Here is an 18493-nt window from a genome sequence, read left to right on the forward strand (position 1 = left end):
TCTCCTTCTTAGCACAATCCACTAACTCAAAATAATGTCCTCAACTTGCTTTATAATTTTTTCTTTTGAAAAATTAATTTTATAAAACTCTTGAATTTTATTAAAGTCTCCAAGACTATAATTTTCATACTCTTTTAAAACTAGTTTTATTTTTTCAACCATATCCTCCTTAGAATAATCTGAAAAAATCTCTATAAAATTATAATTATTAAAGTTAATCCAATCATATCCTATCATAGTATGATCGCTTGCTATTATTGGAAGTCCAAAACTAATTGCTTCTAAAAATTTAGTCTTCATTCCACTACCTATAAAAACAGGAGAAACATAAAGTGTACTTTTTAATAGAAGATTACTCATTTCCTCATGTGTAGGATTCGAATACACCTTTATAAAATCTTCTGCTGACTTCAATTTAATTGCTTCATAAATTCTAGCATTTGGATTTCTACCAGCTATCACTATTTCAGAAATACCTATGTCATTTTTCAAAGTTTCATAATTTTCTATTAAAAATAAAGCAGCCTCTATATTTGCTTCCATGTCCAATGTACCTGTAAATATTATTGATTTTTTCTTCTTAATTTCAGCAATATTCTTAAAATTATTTTCATAAAAAATTGGAATAATTGCATTCGGTTTCTCTAAATTATAAAAATCTTTAGTAGATTCAAAATCTTTTTTAGTTAAAAAAATTGTTTTGTCTGAATTTTCTAAAGATTTTCTTTCCGAATTAGTTATATTTTTCAATTCTATAATTTTAATTAATTTATTCATATTTTTTGTATACATTTTTGAAAATTCATATTCAAAATTATCAAAGTTCTGAATTATTTGTATTTTTTTTCCTATTTTTTTTCTAATCTCTTCACTTATATTTCCAAGTCTTGAAGATTGAATAATAACTATTTCAATTTCCTCTGTTTTTATTAGATTAACTATATCTTTTTTATAAAGCTCTAACTGATCAGAATATCCAAGAACTCTAGATAGTAAAGCTTTAAATTTATTTCTTCCAATTTCTAAATTATATTTTTTTTCAGAAAGAGTTGTATTTTTACTCACTATCGTAAATAGTTGTATTTTTTTTTCTATTTCCAATTTTTTAAATGTTTCTAAAAATTTTTTTGTTCCTATAGACCCTCCATTATTTAAATCAGGATCTGAAGAACTTATATATAATACTTTTTTCATATTACTTAAGACTCCTTTAAGAATAAATTTCAACTAATTTTTTTGTTATTTTTTCTTTTGTAAAATTATTCACAATCCATTTCTTGCAGTTGTCTGTATAATAATTTTTTTCTATTTTTTTTATTGCCTCTGCATATTCAAAATTATTTTGATTCTCAACTTCTATTCCAGTTAATTTATTTTGATTTACCCAGTTTACTCCAGACCCTTCAATTTTAAAAGTTACTGCTGGCAAACCACAATATAGAGCTTCTGCTAGAGCCACTCCAAAAGCTTCATTTTTAGTTATTGATGGGAATCCAAAGATATCGCTGGCATGTAAATATTCTTTTTTCTCTTCAACTGAAATCTTCCCAAGAAATTCTATTTTCTTGTCATCTTTCGCTAATTCCTTTAATTCATTCGTTAAAGGACCAGCACCAGCAATTACAATTTTATATGAATCATCTAAATATTTTGAAGCTCCTATCAAATGCTTTAATCCTTTGTATTCTCTATGAACCCCTAAAAAGAATATAATTTTTTTATCTTTGTATTTTTTTCTTATCTCTTCTATATTTCTATAGTTATCATTTGAAAGTTCCCCTATCGATTCGTCAACTATATTTGGAATAATTTCAATCTTATCCATATATTTATTTATTGTTTCTGAATTTTTTGCATACTCTAAACTTGTTGCTATAATTTTATAGCTTTTATTTAAAAACTTCTCTTCAAACATTCTATACATTTTTAAAAGATTTTTTTGTTTTACAATATCAGAATGCCAATGAACTATAACTTTTATATTTTTGTTAGATTCTTTTTTCAATATTCTGTCTAAATATACAGTTACCAGTGGATTTGGTAAATGTATATGAATATAATCAGGTTTATATTTTTCAATTAAATCTCTTAACTGAAAATAGTACTCAAGACTTATTGCTTGAGAAGCTACTTTCTTAATATATCCGACTCTTGTAATCTCAATACCATCATAAAAATCTACAAAAGACTTTTGAGTTTCGCTAAAACATACAACTTTATTTTCAAAATTATCTTTTAATACATCTACTATGTCATAAGCAACTTGTTCTATTCCACCAAATTGTGGTAAATAGTATGTACTTATATGCAAAATTTTCTTTTTCATTATGCTTATCTTCCTTTCCCAAATACTACAGTCTTTATCGTTTTAAAAAATATTATCATATCCAGTATAAAATTTTGATGTTTTATATAATATATATCGTACTCTAATTTTATTCTTGCATCGTCTATATTTTCTCCATAAGGATACATAACTTGTGCCCAACCTGTAAGACCTGGTTTTACAGCATAACGAAGCTTATATAGATTAATAACTTTCTCATACTCTCTTCCAAGTAGATTCCATTCAGGCCTTGGACCAACGAAACTCATATCTCCACGAAGGACATTATATATTTGAGGAAGCTCATCAAGTCTTGTTTTTCTTATAAATTTTCCAACTACAGTTATTCTATCATCATTTGCACCAGCGTATTTAGAATGCTTTTCTGGATCATGAAGTCTCATAGAACGAAACTTTACCATCTTAAATTCATTTCCACCAGCACCTATTCTATCTTGTGTAAAAAATGCTGGATTAGAAATAAATTTTTTAGGATTATCTAGTTTTACTAAAATATAAGTTAAAATCATAAACGGTGCTCCTAAGATTAGTACAATCATTGACATACACAAGTCAAATGACCTTTTAATCCTTTGTTCAAGTGAACTATTTAAAATATTAAATCCCGGACTTTTTAATACCCAATCTCTATCTATGTTTTCTACATCAATCTTTCCTTCGGATTCTTGTAAAAACGTTATTGAATCTTGAACTTTTATTCCATTTATTTTTAAATTTAAAACTTTTTCAGTCCAATCTTCATTATTTTTCTTCTCTACATACACAATCTCATTTATATCATATTTTTCAATTAGCTCTTGAATATTTTCCATTCTCCCAATCGAATCCAAACTATCATCATCTATGAATCCTATATAATTGTAATTGGTATTACTAATTATGATATCTTTTATTCTTTTTGCTTCATCTCCACATCCAAGAATTGCTAATCTATAATTAGCTCTAAATATTTTTGTGAAAATATATCTCAATAGATTTTGAACTATAGTAAAAATAACAAATCCTAAAAATATTCCACTTCTTTTATAAAAAATCAAAAAAATGTAAAATAATATTCCATTTAAAAAAATAGAATGTATAAAATCTTTAGCTTTATAGCCAGATGTAAATGTTAGTATATCAAAGATGTAATACGCTGTTCCAAGTATAAAAAACATTCCGTAGAATGCTGTATTTAGACCTATATCTAAATAACTTAATGTCTCTTTAAATACCATAAATATCATTATCAGATATAATATTCTAGCTCTTATATTTTGACTATGTCTCATAATTTACTCCAATTTATTTTCTTTTTTTATATATCTCTATAAACTCCTTAAAAAATGCTGTAAATATTCCTAAAAATATTCCTAAAAATATTCCTGCTGTTAAAATTAACTTTTTATTATCTCTAACAGGCTTTTTCATAGCTTCTAATTTTTTCTTTTCTTTCTCATATTTTTCTTCCAACTCTTTTTTTTCTCTAAGAATAGTACTATATTTAAGAGTTATAAGTTCCGAAATTCCTATAGCATTTGTAAATGCCTTTGACTCATCTGCTATAATATTTTGTATTTTATTTTCTACCTCTATTAACTTAGCCTCAACTTTTCCTAAAGTTAACTTCTGCTTTGAGATTTCTGTAAATTTAACAATATTTTTATTTTTAATATTTTTAGTCTCTTTAAAAGCTAAAAATGAACTGGTAAATATACTTAGTCCAATAACAGTTGCGACTATTAGCTTTTGCTTTACTAGTATCTCTATCGTCTCATACAAATTTACCTCATTTCTTTTGTAGTTTTGAGACCCTCTGTCTTCATAATTTTTAATTTCCACACTAAATCCCCCCAGATTTTTCCAATGTTCCTTTAATTTTATATGTGTTATTATATCATGAGTTAAGCTATTTTTTTTATTATAAAATAAAAAAAAGCCACGAATTTTTAAATTTCGTAGCTTCTTAACTATAAATAAAAATAGCTAATATTTATTATTTGAAAGTTTTATAATCTCTTACTAAGTGATTTCATACAAAAACTGTCCCCTCTATTTTCTCCAAAACTAAAACCCTATAAACTTACTCTTATCTTTTAATAATTTTTTCCTACAAAGATTATCATTGTACAGATAGTTAGATTCAGTAAAGTGACCATAAAAATCTCCTAATAATACTAGTTAATACTTGAAAATAATTATCTCTCTCCATTTTCCCCTCTTTTTTTTAAGATTTTAAATACCATTTTTTCCCTAATTATATCAAAAGTTTTTTCTATATATTCTCTATTAGTATAAATATATAAACTTACAAAAAAGGTAACTAAAAATATTTTATAAACTAATGAAATTTTCAAAATAACAGTTCCATAAATCAATATGTTTATAATAATATCAAAAAACATCTTAGAAAATTCAAAGTGTAAATATACCATCTTATCTATTTGTATTTTTCTAAAAATAAATAAAGATATATATGCTACCATTGTAGCTATGCAAGCACCTAAAACAGAATATTTTGGGATAAGAATAAAATTTAATACTACATTTACTAAAGCTCCAAATCCTGCTGTATAAAGTGCTCCTTTAGTCTTTTTAAAAGCTACATAATTTACTCCAATAAAACTAGCTAAATTACTATAAATAATTCCAAGAGAGAGAATAGGAACTAATTTCCATGAATCGAAATAATTATCTGATACAAGGATCTTCATAACTGGATAAATTACTAATATCAATCCTATATTACATAAGTTTAATATTCCTGATATCATTTTAAATAAATTGTTATAAAATTCTTCAAAATTTTCTTTTGCATGTTCATCTATAGCTGACATCTGCCAAGAAATAAAAAATATTCCAAATATTGTAGCGATTAAAATTGGAAATTTATTTGCTACAGCATAATATCCTACAACTTCCCCTCCATGGTAGTATTTTAATATTAGCCTATCTGAAAGATTCATTATCCACCAAACTGTTGCTGTAGGTATCAATGGGATAGTATATTCTAAAATCTCTTTTAGTCTTTTTTTTGAAAATTTTTTTATATTAAAATAGTCTCTAAATTCCACTCTAAAAATAAGATATAACACTACTAAAATCTGAGTTACAAGCATTGAAGTTAAATATCCACTAAATCCATACTTTTTAATTAAAATTATATTTAATCCTGCAAAGAAAAAAGTATAAATAATTCCAGTTGAAACGTAAATATCCATTCTATCTAGACTTCTAGTAAACTGTTGTAAATATCCAAATAAAAATCCAATCATTAATATTAAATATACCATTAGAGCATGCTCTTGAAAAATGTTTCCCATAAATTTAAAAAATATCACATAAAATAATCCAAATAAAATCAAACCACCTAGACTAGCAACTAATCCAGTCGTAAAATATTCACCTTGAACTTCTTTAGACTGATTTTTAGGGAGTCTAAAAACTGCTTCCGACATAGCTAAAGTTACCAGAGGTGTTACCAATGCTATAATCGTTGTTATAATATCTAAATCTCCATAGTTTTCTGGTGTTAAAAATCTTGTATAAAAAGGTAGCATTAAGAATACTATAGCTTTGCTTCCAAAATTTCCTAAAAATACCATCAGTGAATTTTTTCCTAATTTTTTATAATTACTCATCTAAGCCTCTCATATAGAGAATAAATTTTTCTTTTAATAAATCCTAAATATTTTCTTAAAAATGAGGGATTATAGAATGGAAAATATTTTCTTTGTAGTTCCTCAAATTTCATATTATCTACATTTTCATAAAATTCGACTCTATTCTTTTCTTTTTGACTATAAGTACTTAGACATGGATTTCCTTTTAAAGCTGTTTCAAAATCAACCTCAAATTTTTCTATTCCAGCTTCTATTTTTTCAAAAAGATCTCCACCTTTTTTATTATTAACTGTAACTACAGATGTCCCATCGAAATTCTTAATTCCCTTCGGAACTTGCCAGAAATCTCCTAAAGTTATATCCGCCTGCCTTGGTGTAGTTCTAAATTCGCATTTATAGCAAGGTTTATTTAAATATACATCTTGTAAGAATCCAGCAAAAAATTGATCTTTACTTAGATTATTTTTAGTTATAATCTTATCTTTATCTTTAAATATTAGATTATAACTTTCCCAGCCTTCATCTTTATTTCTAAAATCTACTTCTATATTTTTTATATCTAGATTAAAACTTTCCCTTATATATTTATTAAAAGCTTTATATGAAGGTACCCCATGACATATAATATCTACCGTAGTCAAGTTTTCATGTTTTACTATTGTATTTAGAGCTGCTATTTGGCAAGGTGTTCCTACAAATAGTACTTTTTTCCCAGTCATCAAATGTTTCTTTGCTTCCTTGTACGAATTCCCCATTTTACTTTGAAGATATTTTGATTTCTGAAGTGGCTTTAAATCCTCCATTTTTGATATTGCACAATGGATAATTTCTCCTTCAAACCATTTAGCACCAAATACAATATTTTCATCCTTTAGAAATTCTTTAGCCAATTCTGTAAATATACCTCCAGATGAACTATTTTTTAAAATTTCTTTGTCTTTAGACCAACACGAATAAGTTTTTATATCTTTTAAGTTATTATTATTAATTTTAGTTATTACTGGACATCCTTTTTGACAAATACCACACTGAATACATTTACTTGTTAAAAAGGGCTTATAAAAGCCCTCTTCTGTTTTTTTAAATTCAATTGCTCCATCAACAGGACAAATATTTAAACATCCATAACAACCAGTACATCTATTATACGATATAGTTTCTATAGCTGATTTCATTTTTTCTCCTTTTATGACTCTAATGCTTTTTTTAGAAATTCTCTAGAGAAATTTTTATGAACTTCTAATTTTTTTTCAACTTCCTTATAATCAATATCTTCGTCTAAAATTCCTGATTTTATTACTTGATCTATATCAGTAAAAAATCTATCCTCTAAACCCATTATAGATAATAAGTTCTCTAATCTTGAGATACCTCTTCCAGAATTAGAAACAACAACAAATTTTTTATTAAAAATAATTGAAAATACAGTACAGTGAAACGAATCTGTTACTATCAATTCACTATCTTTGATGTATGTAAGCCATTGCGAAACTTTATTATATTTTATTTTCTTTTTTCCAAAAACAATTACTTCTTTTCCTTTTATATGATTTACTTTAGCTTTTAAATAATGAGCTATTTCATTACTTATTTTTGTTAATTTAGGAGTATTATCTAAAAGCATGTGTGCTATATATTTTTCTTCTTTATGTTTTTTATCTTTGTAATCATCCAAAATTATTTGATAATCATTTTTGTCCAACATCATCGTTGGGTCTAACACACATACGGCATCTACATCAAAATTTTCTTTACATACTTTTATCCCACTTTGTTCTCTAGTTGAAATAAAATTAAATCTCTGTACTAATTTTTTTATTTTTTCTGTTAACTCTGAGTCTCCTTCCCATCTATCAACACCAAAACTAGCCGCATAAGCTATTTTTTTATTTTTATCATCTACAAAATCAAAGAAAAAACGAGAAACCAAACTCGGCCACCATATCGGACGCCATACTTGATCACTACCTACTATAAATGTTGAAATTTTTTCATTTAGTTCTTTCAATTCTTCAAATGTTTTATATTCTTTGGTTTTGGTTAAAAACTTTTCTGAAAATTCTACGAACCCTTTACCAAAAATAAAAAGAAAAATTTTATTTTTCAATCCTACTTGTACTGGTGTATAATTTACTAATTCAGAATCGTAACCTTCCTTCTCAATCATTTTTTGGACTGCATAACACTGAATAATCGCTCCAAAATTTTGATTTGATGACCACTGATAAGTTAAAATCCCTACTTTTTTTTTCATATAATTATCTCCCATTTTATTATTTCTCATCCAATATTCTCTATAATTTCTTTAAATTTTTCTTCAGAAGAATTATAACTATATTTTTCTAAAAAAATATCACGACTATATTGATTCAACTTTTGTTTTATATTATCTTTTTCTATATAATTGTTAATCTTTTCTATAAACTCTTCTGCAGTATTACATAATCCTCCAGCTTTGTCATAATCCAATTCATATCCCTCAAAAGCCTCAGTTGTACCAAATACAGTTTTTCCATACATTAATGCCTCAGCTGTTTTAACTTTCATTCCGCCACCAGAAAAAATGGGAGCTATTATAGCATCTGCACTACAATAATAATCTTCTAATTTTTCTACAGTTCCTATTACCTTAACTTTTTTAGAAATATTTTCAAATATTTCTCTATATTTTTCCATGTTTTTACCAACTATATATAAATTAGCATCTATATGTGGTAAAACCTCTCTTATGAAAAAATTTAATCCTTCCATATTTGGAAAAAAGTCTGCAACACCTACAAATAATAAATTTTTAATATTACTTTTAAATAAATCTAATTTGCCATCTAAATTTTTATTAGGAAAAGATACAGGAATTTCAATTGTAGATTCTATCTTGTATTTTTGATTCAACAACTTTGAATCTCTTTTATTTAAAGTTATAATTACATCTGCTTTTTCAAAAGATTTTTTTTCATTTATCTCTGAATTCTTCAAGATTTTTTTTAACTTAAATTTTTCTAAAATATTATTCTTAACCCCATTAAGTATAGATTTATATAAAAAATAATTTATATCATGACAAAAAACAACTATTTTTATTCCTGATTTTTTTTTTAATTTTTCACATAAATATCCATATGAACTGGTATCTAAAAATACTATATTTATTTTTTCATCTTTTATTATTTTTTCTATTTTATTTTCGTCAACTAAGCTTATCCCTTCACATCTTTTCAAAAATATTATATTTAAAATTCTCTGGATTTTCGATTTCATTTCCACATTAAATACTTTTATTTCGCTTACATTTTGGAGCATTTTATAATTTCTATTGGATACTATATAAGCTCCATTTTTATTAGTGGCTTCTAATCTTGAACTAATAAATAAAATTTTTTTTCTACACATCTTATCTCCTTTTTTTTAAAATCTTTATTTTTTCAAAACAAACGAGAATAGTTCCAATTAAAAATATATCAAAAATGGTATTAAATAATCTCATATTAGAAAAACCTAAATTTACAAAAGAAAAAAATATCAAAAAAGAAGAAAAATTATATTTAGAGTTTTTAAATAAAGTATAAATCTTTTTTGCTATAAATCCAGAACTTATTCCAACAAAGATTATACCCACAATCCCAAAATTAGCAAATCCTATACTCAAATTTGAAAAAGGCCAAGAATTAAAACTAAGTCTTTCAAAAGGAATCGATGGAACTATATTCTCTTTTCCAATTACCATATTCCAAACATAAACACCATCATCAACGGGCGGTTTCAAATCATATAATTTTCTGGGTATAAAAGATAAAAATATATCTTTATAACTAGCACCGTACCAAAAAGTATTTTGTTTGAAATAATTAAAAACAAAAATATTAATATGTTCATAACTTGTTTCAATTACAATATTACTTAATTTCGAATAAAATTTATCAACTATAATACTAAATTCAAAATTTCTATCTATTATTTTTTGATCTCGTAATATTGGTAAAAAAACTATGTATAAAATTCCTGTCAATAAGATAGATATATTTTTTGTTGTTATAATTTTAAATTTCTTATTTTTATATATTGATATCATAAAAATCATTATAACTAGATTAAAAGCTCCTGCTCTACCTCCTAAAATTGTCCAAAATAGTAATCCAATCAATAATGAGCATATAAATAATAATTTATTTTTTAATATTCTTTTATTTAAATATGTATAATATAATTTACAAACTCCTATATCATACAAAATAAATAACTTATAATAAATTCCATTTCCTTTTGCAAAATGAGCTCTTAAATGCTGATTTTTTAAAAGATATAAAATTCCATTATTTTTATAAAAATATAATAAAAACGAAATAAATCCTATTAATAATATAATCATTCCATTATTAAAAAATTTTTTTTCCAAAATTATTTTATTAGATGATTTTGTCGTGTAAAATCCAATAAAATAAAATACAAAATAAAGAATAGTAAATTTTACATAATAAAATATGGACATTTCAAAATCTATATAAGTTCTATGTCTTACTATTAGACTATTTAGTGAATTTTCTCCTTTTATTACTAGGAAAAAAATATATATATACATAAAAAAAAAGTATTTTAAAATTAAATTAATTGGTGGATAAAAAAATGTTTTTTTTTCATTATCCATTTTTTTTAGATAAATTGTTACAATCATAAAAAATATAAAATATAAAGAAATTAATAAATTATTCATTTAAATCACCTAAAATTATTTTCACTATTCTTCCCGTAAAGTTATCATTTGAAAACTTTTCTTTTCCATAATCATAATTCATTTTCATATATTCTTTTTCATTAATATTTTTTATTACATCATAAATACTCTTTATACTCCTATTCTGGCAACTCAATCCATTTTTATTATCACAAAATATATCTCTTATACCACCAATAGACTCATCGGTGATTACTGAACATCCATTTGTATAAGCTTCTAATATTGATATAGGTTGCCCCTCATTAGAATAATAAGTAGGAAGTATAAAGATATAATTTTCAAATAATAATTTTTTTTTTTGTTTTCCTCTTGCTATCCCATGATATTTTATTTTATTAGGATATTTTTCAAGATACTCTTTCACTATTTTTTCTAAACTAGGTTCAATAGCTCCAGCCAAATTAAATTCTATTTCTTCATCACTGAACTTTTCACTAACTTTTAAAAGATCTAATATCCCCTTCTCTTCCATTAGGTTACTCAAATAAAGAACTCTTTTTTTATCATCTCTGGAATATTTTTTAATTTTTTCATTTATTTCATCCTCAGTAGCAATAAATTCATCTTGTACTCCATTTTCACAGACAAATATTTTATTCTCAGGTATTATTCCTTGAAACATACTTCTTAAAGAATCCCCGAGAACTATCATTCCAGTTGATTTATTTAAAAAAAAGTTTATAATTTTTTGTTTTAATTTAGACTGTGAATTATACATTTTTCTAAAAAATCCACCATGTATATGGTTATAGTAAGGAACTTTCTTTATCGTTGAGGCAAGCATATACGGAGAAAATCTCATAAATCCTAAATAACTCTGTCCTGAAGTCATATATATAACATCGTAGTTACCATTAAATATCATCAGTATTTCTTTTCTCATTTGTGAAATTATTCTAGTAAATTTTCCAATCTTAAACTTTCCTTGTTGAGATTTATCTTCAAAACCTTCTTCTTTAAGAGTATTTATTCTATCTATCCTATATTTTTTAGCTAATCCTTCATAAATAGTTTGATTGGCTATTGTTTGTCCATTTAAACTTCCTGGAAAAGGCCCTATCATTAGTATCTTTTTCATTATATTTCCTTTCTCCATACAACTCTATTAACATAATCAGTATAAGAAAGTATTATTCTTAAAACTTTATCTGATACATTGGGCATAGAGTAGTCTGCTACTTTTCTAAGTGTCGTTTTATCTTGAGTTTCTAAAATCGCTAATCCTTGCATTATTCTATCTTTTTGTAATCCTACCATCATAACTGATGCCTCTTCCATAGCTTCGGGTCTTTCATGTGCCTCTCTAATATTAAGTGCTGGGAATCCTAAACAAGATGATTCTTCACTAATAGTTCCCGAATCACTTAGAACAGCTTTAGCTTCCTTTTGTAACTTCACATAATCATTAAATCCTAATGGTTTCATAAGATTAATAAGCGGATTAAATTCAACTCCTAATTCTTCTATTTTCTTTCTAGTTCTTGGGTGAGTTGAAACTATTATTGGTAACTCGTATTTTTCTGCTACTGCATTTAAGCTCTCAACTAAGTTTAAAAAGTTTCTATCAGAACCTATATTCTCTTCTCTATGTGCAGAAACTACAAAGAATTTACCTTTTTCTAAACCTAATCTATTTAAAATATCTGAAGCTTCTATATCTTTTATTTTCATATTTATAACTTCAAATATTGGACTTCCTGTTTTTATTATTCTGTCAGCCGGTAATCCTTCTCTTAAAAGATATTCTCTAGCTATATCACTATATGTCATATTTATATCTGCTGTATGATCTACTATCTTTCTATTTGTTTCTTCAGGAACCCTTTGGTCAAAACATCTGTTTCCAGCTTCCATATGAAATATTGGTATTTTCTTTTTCTTAGCAACAATTGCAGCCAAACAAGAATTTGTATCTCCTAATACTAAAAATGCCTCTGGTTTTACCTCATCCAATAATGAATCCATTTTTATTAGAATGTTTCCTATTGTTTCACTTGGCTTTCCTGTAGCTGTATCTAAGAAATAATCAGGTTTTCTAATATTGAAATCTTTAAAAAATATTTCGTTTAATTCATAATCATAGTTTTGACCTGTATGAACTATAACATGGTCAACTGCTTCCGATTTTTCTAATTTATCTATTACTGCTGCTAATCTTATAATTTCAGGTCTTGTCCCTACAACTGTCATTACTTTTAGTTTTTTCATCTATATGCTCCCCTAAACTTCTAAATAGTATGTGTCTGGATTTTCTTTATCAAACTGCTCATTAGCCCAAAGTACGAGAACCATATCTTCGTCTCCCGTATTAGTTATATTGTGAGTATAACCTGTAGGTATATCTACAACTTCTAATTTTTTATCAGATACTGGATACTCTATAATTTCATCACTAAATATATGACGGAATCTTAATGTTGCTTCACCTTTTATAACTAAAAACTTTTCATTTTTAGTATTATGATAATGGTTCCCTCTTGTTACTCCTGGTCTTGATGTAGAAATAGAAAATTGTCCACTATCAACCGTTCTTAATATTTCTACAAAACTTCCTCTTGCATCTGTATGTTCAGTAAGTTCATAAGAAAATTTATCTTTTGGAAGATAAGACAAATATGTTGCGTAAAGACTTCTTTCAAATCCTGTTCCAACTTCTGGAATACTTAAGCTTTTTCTATTTTCTTTAAATAACTCCAACAAATCTGCAACTTCTCCAAGAGTTCTACTATAAGTTTTTTCAACCATATAATATAATTTTTTTTCTTTTTTCTCTTCATTCAAATGAGAACCTATAGAATCTATAACATCATCTATATATACAAATTCTATAGAAGTATCTCTTCCATTTATTGATATCTCAATATCATTGGCTGTGTTGTAACACCATGTTGCAACTACAGAGTTATAATTTGGTCTACACCATTTTCCAAATACATTTTGAAGCCTATATATAAACACAGGAGCATTATTTCTTTCTGAGTAATCTTTTAATAAATTCTCCCCAGCTAATTTACTTTTTCCATAATCATTTTCCTTATCTACATGAATTGATGAAGTTATTAATACTGGTGTATTCTTTCCATTCTTCTCTAGAAAATTAATAAGATTTCCAACTAAATCACTATTTCCCTTATAGAAATCTTCTGGATTTTCTGGTCTATTTATTCCTGCTAAATGAAATATAAAATCTGCTACCTTAACGCTTTCTTCTAACTCTTCAAGAGTATTATTAGAATCAAATTTTAAGATTTCTATACCCTCTATTCTTAAAAGTCTCTCTTGTAAATTTTTACCTATAAATCCCTCAGAACCAGTAACTAATATTTTCATTATTTAACACCAAACTCTTTTAATTCATCTTGAATTTCTGATAGGTTTATAAGCATCCCTCTTAGTTCATCCTCATTTAATCTATAAGTATTATGAGAATGATATTCATCGGCCTCAGTTACAACCTCTTCTCCATCTTCAAAGAATTTAGAGTAATTTAAATCTCTTCCATCCGCTGGTATTCTGTAATAATCCCCCATATCTTCAGCTCTAACTTTTTCTTCTTTAGTCATAAGAACCTCATAAAGTTTTTCTCCATGACGTGTTCCAATTACCTTAACTATATGATCTGGTTTCCCTATCATATTTTTCATTGTATTTGCAAGAAGTTCTACTGTAGCAGCTGGTGATTTCTGAATAAATAGATCTCCATTTCTTCCATGTTCAAAAGCAAATAAAACTAAATCTACTGCTTGATCTAAACTCATCATGAATCTTGTCATATTTGGATCTGTCACAGTTATCGGATTTCCAACTCTTATCTGATCAAAGAAAAGCGGAATAACTGATCCTCTTGATGCCATAACATTTCCGTATCTTGTAACACAAATAACTGTGTCATCTTCTCCTAGGTTTCTTCCTTTAGCTATTGCTACTTTTTCCATTACTGCCTTTGACATTCCCATAGCATTTATTGGATATGCAGCTTTATCTGTACTTAAACAAATTACTTTTTTTACTTTAGCAGCTATTGCAGCATTAAGAACATTATCCGTTCCTATGATATTTGTTTGAACTGCCTGCATTGGATAAAATTCGCAAGATGGAACTTGCTTTAAAGCAGCTGCATGGAATACATAATCTACTCCTCTCATAGCATCAGCTATTGAATTACAATCTCTTACGTCTCCTATATAAAATTTCAGCTTAGGATTATTATATAATTTTCTCATATCGTCTTGTTTTTTCTCATCTCTTGAAAAAATTCTAATCTCTTTTATATCTGTACTTAAGAATCCCTTTAAAACTGTATTTCCAAATGAACCTGTCCCACCAGTTATAAGTAATATTTTGTTTTTAAACATCTAAATTCATCCCCTAATATTTCTTTATTTCATTCATTATAGTTTCATAAGCTATATCTACACCTAACTTTTCTTCATAGTATTCTCTTCCATTTTCTCCTAAAGATTCTCTTAATTCCTTATTATTTAAAAGTTCTTCAAAATTTATCTTATATGTTTTTAAATCTCCATATATGGAGGACAACCCACATTTTGCTTCATTTTCCAATATTTCTGGATAATCTGTATTCCTATCTGTACAAGCTAATATTGGTAAACCTAATTTACAATAATCTATTGTTTTTGATGGAATATTTGGTATCGTAAAACATGAGTGTAAACTTACTATTCCCAAATCACAAGCAGCAGTAAGTTTTTCGTAATCTTCGCGAGGTATAAAATTTAAAAAAATAACATTAGATAGCTTTTGCTTTTCTACAATCTCTTCCAATCTTTTTTTCTCATTACCCTTCCCTACCATAAGAAATTTTATATTTTCTTTATATTTATATTCTTTAGCTAATTTCATAAGAAACTCGAGACCTTGAGGTTTTCCCATATTTCCGCCAAAAATTGTAATAAAATCCAATTCTTTAAATCCATATTTTTCTCTAATAATTTTTTTATCTATTATGGGTTTATTTTTAATTTTTCCCCAATTTCTTAAAATATGAACTTTATCTTCGGATACTTCAGGATTATGTTTTCTTAAAAAATTTATATTCCCTTCAGACATACATCCAATATAATCCGATTTCCCGTATAACTTTCTCTCTTTTTGTCTAAAAAATTCAAAAAGAATAGGATTTTTTATAATCCCTAAATCTTTTGCATTCTGCGGAAAGATATCCCTTAAAATTAAATATGATTTTGTTTTATATTTTTTCTTTAAATAATCTATTACAGGAGTAAACGTTATAGGAGGTGTATGATGAATTACCAAATCAAATTTCACATTAGAAAATTCCCTTGAAATTTCTTTTTTAAAAATACTTCCCAATGTTAAATTAGTTATTCCTTTCTCTATAAACCCAACTTCAAACATATTCCCAGTCTTTAGCCTCAGTACGTTAATTCCATCTTCTTTATTTAAGGTTGTTTCTAATCCCCATTTCTTTTCAGTCGCTGTTGCCACATAAACTTCATGACCTTGATCTCTAAACTCATAAACTAGTTCTTTATATAATCCCATATGATTTTTATTTTTAGAATAATCTAATAATAGAAATAATATATTCATTTTATCTCCCTTATCAAAATAAAAGATTCAGCATATGATGCTATTACTTGATTTCCTCTATATTTAGCTAAATTTTCAATTGCTTCTAAAGATCTTGGATGTGGGTAATCTCTAAGTTCTGTTTGATAAAAATTCATAGCCTCTTTTTTATTGAGTATATCTTCTCCCGTTAATCTCACGTAAGTATTTGGAATGAAAAAATCACTAGAGTTTGTATTTCCCCATTCTGTGGATGATAATGTTTCATAAGAATATATTTTTTTTACTCCATTTTCTGTTGGTCTACAAGCTACTAAAGTAGCTTCAAATACTAACTTATGGTCCTTATTTACATCTCCATAATGTTGTGTGAAAACTATATCTGGTCTAATTTCATTAACAACTTTAAAAATCTCTCCATTCAAATTTATATGAGATACTGTATCTAACTTCATATCTGGTAAATTTCCAAAGATTACCTTTTTTACTCCTAGCTTTTTATTTGCTTCTACAGCTTCCCTCCTCTTAGAGTTGAGCTTCTTAATATCATTGGGATATTGAGCTGAAGAACCATCAGTGACAATATAAACATATACTTCATGCCCCTGTCTAGAATAACTATTTATAGTTCCTCCGCAACCAAGTATCTCATCATCTGGATGGGCTGCTATTACTAATATTCTCATATATTTTTCACACTCCCAAATTTCTTCCCAGAAATTTTAAAAATTTCCCAGGCATCATAATCCTCTCCTTGGTAATTAATTTTTTTTATCAAAATTAATCCACTTCCGGTTTTTACTTTAACTCCTTTTCCTTTTACTATTTCTACACGTTGTCCCGGAATTGCTGACCAATTATCTTTTTCAATCAATTCAGATTCCCAAATTATGAGTTCAGAACCTTTATGATATGTAAAAGCTCCTGGATATGGTTTTGTTGACGCTCTTATAAGTCTATCTATATTATTGGCTGTATCATTCCAATTAATTAAGCCATCCTCTTTTTGTCTCAACGCACAATAAGTAGCCTCTTCTTCATTTTGTTTAGTTGGATTAATTTTCATTTTTACAATATCATGAATTTTTTCTTTTATGGCACTTCTTAATGCTACTAATACCTTCTCATATAATGTTGTTGATGTCTCTTTTTTATCTAAAATAATTTTTTCTTGATAGATTATATCTCCTGTATCTGTCCCATCATCTATTCTAAAAAGAGTTATTCCAGTTACTTTTTCTTCTTGTAAAATAGTCCAAGGAATTACAGCTCTCCCTCTATTTTTTGGAAGAAGTGTTGGATGAAATCCTATACTTCCATATTTAGGAATTCTTAAAATTTCTTCTTTTATTAATTGAGAAAAACCTATAACAAATATCATATCTGGATTAATTTTTTTTAGTTCCTCTATATTTTCTCTATCATTAATATTATTTATCTCATAACTTCTAATTCCATTTTTTTTGCAAAGTGGAATCAAATTTTTATAATCACTATTAAAATTATTATTCTTTACTGTAAAAACCGCTTCTATTTTTATTTGGTTCTTTATCATTTCCTCTAGAGATACATAGCTTGATTCAACTGTGCCTATAAAAACTATTTTCATTTAAAAATACCCTCCAGTTTATTGTGCGTTAAATAATCAACTAGTTTATTATAGTAAATTTTATCTTTTTCTACAGATTTCAACACTTTAGATCCCATACCTATAGTACATCTGTCTTTAATCTCAATTTCATCTCTTATATGTGACCCACTTCCTATAAATACAGCTTTTCCAATCTTTGTATTTCCACCTATAGTTGAATTAAAAGAAATTGTTGAAAAATTTCCTATAAAGGCATCATGACCTATTGAACAATTCCCACAAATTAATACATTATCTACAATTTTCGTATTGCTAGCAACAATAGAAAAGGGATATATTATGTTTCCTAGCCCTAAAGTGCAACTTGGAAATATAAAAGCCTTATTGGAAATAATATTGGTTAATTTTATTTCATTTATATCTTTTATTTTATTCAAAATTTTCTGTTTTATTTGTGGATCTCCTATTGCAATTACGGTGTAAAACCCCTGTTTATATTTCACCTTTGCTTCTTGCAACGTGTAGACTTCTAATCCATTAATTTTATTTTCTTTTTTATTATCATCTATAAAACCTTGTATTTCATAATTATCACTAGGTTCAAAGAAATCAACAATATCTCTTGCAATTCCTCCCGCACCGTATATCAATATTATTTTCTTTTCCAT

Annotated in this window: 17 protein-coding genes; all 17 read right to left on the bottom strand. The window is 26.4% G+C overall.

What is annotated here, in order from left to right:
* Positions 1–21 precede the first annotated feature (21 nt).
* Complete coding sequence (locus H3N56_RS06700) at positions 22–1194, bottom strand: glycosyltransferase (RefSeq protein WP_185880457.1); 1173 nt, start codon at positions 1192–1194, stop codon at positions 22–24.
* Between the two features lie 16 nt (positions 1195–1210).
* Entirely contained in the window at positions 1211–2326 is a 1116-nt protein-coding gene (locus H3N56_RS06705; protein ID WP_185880458.1) for a glycosyltransferase, read from the bottom strand.
* Between the two features lie 5 nt (positions 2327–2331).
* Positions 2332–3618, bottom strand: coding sequence for an exopolysaccharide biosynthesis polyprenyl glycosylphosphotransferase (locus H3N56_RS06710; RefSeq protein WP_185880459.1), 1287 nt, complete (start codon positions 3616–3618; stop codon positions 2332–2334).
* A 13-nt stretch (positions 3619–3631) separates the two neighbouring features.
* Positions 3632–4168 carry a hypothetical protein gene (locus H3N56_RS06715; RefSeq protein WP_185880460.1) on the bottom strand — a complete coding sequence of 179 codons (537 nt, stop codon included), beginning with the start codon at positions 4166–4168 and terminating at the stop codon, positions 3632–3634.
* Between the two features lie 356 nt (positions 4169–4524).
* Positions 4525–5967, bottom strand: a complete 1443-nt coding sequence (locus H3N56_RS06720) for a lipopolysaccharide biosynthesis protein (RefSeq protein WP_185880461.1) — start codon at positions 5965–5967, stop codon at positions 4525–4527.
* Positions 5964–7124, bottom strand: coding sequence for a Coenzyme F420 hydrogenase/dehydrogenase, beta subunit C-terminal domain (locus H3N56_RS06725; RefSeq protein ID WP_185880462.1), 1161 nt, complete (start codon positions 7122–7124; stop codon positions 5964–5966). The genes H3N56_RS06720 and H3N56_RS06725 overlap by 4 nt, the downstream gene beginning before the upstream one ends.
* 11 nt (positions 7125–7135) lie before the next feature.
* Complete coding sequence (locus tag H3N56_RS06730) at positions 7136–8203, bottom strand: polysaccharide pyruvyl transferase family protein (protein WP_185880463.1); 1068 nt, start codon at positions 8201–8203, stop codon at positions 7136–7138.
* A 26-nt stretch (positions 8204–8229) separates the two neighbouring features.
* Positions 8230–9339: a glycosyltransferase gene (locus tag H3N56_RS06735; RefSeq protein WP_185880464.1), complete on the bottom strand. Its 1110-nt coding sequence runs from the start codon at positions 9337–9339 to the stop codon at positions 8230–8232.
* A gap of 1 nt (position 9340) precedes the next feature.
* The gene (locus H3N56_RS06740) at positions 9341–10657 is read right to left on the bottom strand and encodes an O-antigen polymerase (protein ID WP_185880465.1); all 1317 of its coding nucleotides are present in this window, start codon (positions 10655–10657) and stop codon (positions 9341–9343) included.
* A complete protein-coding gene (locus H3N56_RS06745) occupies positions 10650–11759 on the bottom strand; it encodes a glycosyltransferase family 4 protein (protein ID WP_185880466.1) in 1110 nt (369 codons plus the stop codon). The genes H3N56_RS06740 and H3N56_RS06745 overlap by 8 nt, the downstream gene beginning before the upstream one ends.
* Positions 11759–12889: a non-hydrolyzing UDP-N-acetylglucosamine 2-epimerase gene (gene wecB / locus H3N56_RS06750; RefSeq protein WP_185880467.1), complete on the bottom strand. Its 1131-nt coding sequence runs from the start codon at positions 12887–12889 to the stop codon at positions 11759–11761. The genes H3N56_RS06745 and wecB overlap by 1 nt, the downstream gene beginning before the upstream one ends.
* 12 nt (positions 12890–12901) lie before the next feature.
* The gene (locus H3N56_RS06755) at positions 12902–14011 is read right to left on the bottom strand and encodes an NAD-dependent epimerase/dehydratase family protein (protein ID WP_185880468.1); all 1110 of its coding nucleotides are present in this window, start codon (positions 14009–14011) and stop codon (positions 12902–12904) included.
* Entirely contained in the window at positions 14011–15036 is a 1026-nt protein-coding gene (locus H3N56_RS06760; RefSeq protein ID WP_185880469.1) for a polysaccharide biosynthesis protein, read from the bottom strand. The genes H3N56_RS06755 and H3N56_RS06760 overlap by 1 nt, the downstream gene beginning before the upstream one ends.
* Before the next feature lie 13 nt (positions 15037–15049).
* The gene (locus H3N56_RS06765; protein ID WP_185880470.1) at positions 15050–16255 is read right to left on the bottom strand and encodes a glycosyltransferase family 4 protein; all 1206 of its coding nucleotides are present in this window, start codon (positions 16253–16255) and stop codon (positions 15050–15052) included.
* The gene (locus tag H3N56_RS06770; protein ID WP_185880471.1) at positions 16252–16920 is read right to left on the bottom strand and encodes a PIG-L deacetylase family protein; all 669 of its coding nucleotides are present in this window, start codon (positions 16918–16920) and stop codon (positions 16252–16254) included. Before H3N56_RS06770 ends, H3N56_RS06765 begins: the two co-directional genes overlap by 4 nt.
* A complete protein-coding gene (locus tag H3N56_RS06775) occupies positions 16917–17843 on the bottom strand; it encodes a methionyl-tRNA formyltransferase (RefSeq protein WP_185880472.1) in 927 nt (308 codons plus the stop codon). The genes H3N56_RS06770 and H3N56_RS06775 overlap by 4 nt, the downstream gene beginning before the upstream one ends.
* On the bottom strand, positions 17840–18493 hold the full coding sequence (locus H3N56_RS06780) for an acetyltransferase (RefSeq protein WP_185880473.1): 654 nt from the start codon (positions 18491–18493) through the stop codon (positions 17840–17842). The genes H3N56_RS06775 and H3N56_RS06780 overlap by 4 nt, the downstream gene beginning before the upstream one ends.

Origin of the sequence: Cetobacterium sp. 2A (genome assembly GCF_014250685.1) — a bacterium.
Taxonomy (GTDB): Bacteria; Fusobacteriota; Fusobacteriia; order Fusobacteriales; family Fusobacteriaceae; genus Cetobacterium.